Consider the following 375-nt stretch of genomic DNA (forward strand, 5'->3'; position numbering starts at 1 on the left):
GCTCTCGGTCGAGCGGTTGTTGAGCGGCTTGCCGTCGAACTCGATGCCGCCGGTGGAGCGCACCATGTTGCAGATCGCGCGCAGCGTGGTGGTCTTGCCGGCGCCGTTGGCCCCGAGCAGCGTCACGAGCGAGCCCTCGTTGAGCGAGAAGGACAGGCCATGGAGCGCCTGGACCTGACCGTAATAGGCCCGCAGGTCCTTGACGTTGAGCAGCGTCGTCATTGGTCCTTGCTCCCGAGATAGGCCTTGATGACGTCGGGGTCGGCCTGCACCTGGGCGGGCGTGCCCTCCGCGAGCTTCTTGCCGAAGTTCAGCGCGACGACGTGGTCGGCGATCGACATCACGAGGCCCATGTGGTGCTCGACCAGCAGCACG

The 375-nt window shown here is 66.4% G+C and carries 1 protein-coding gene and 1 pseudogene; both read right to left on the reverse strand.

All coding sequences use genetic code 11. The features are described 5' to 3' along the window. Nucleotides 1-222: ATP-binding cassette domain-containing protein (locus tag MOV74_RS41345; protein WP_246933139.1), on the reverse strand; the 222-nt coding region annotated here is incomplete at its 3' end. Then, a pseudogene (livG, locus tag MOV74_RS41350) lies at nt 219-375 on the reverse strand (high-affinity branched-chain amino acid ABC transporter ATP-binding protein LivG); the annotation flags it as partial. The pseudogene livG and the gene MOV74_RS41345, both read right to left, overlap by 4 nt.

The sequence above is a fragment of the Bradyrhizobium sp. SHOUNA76 genome (genome assembly GCF_023006445.1).
Taxonomy (GTDB): Bacteria; Pseudomonadota; Alphaproteobacteria; order Rhizobiales; family Xanthobacteraceae; genus Bradyrhizobium.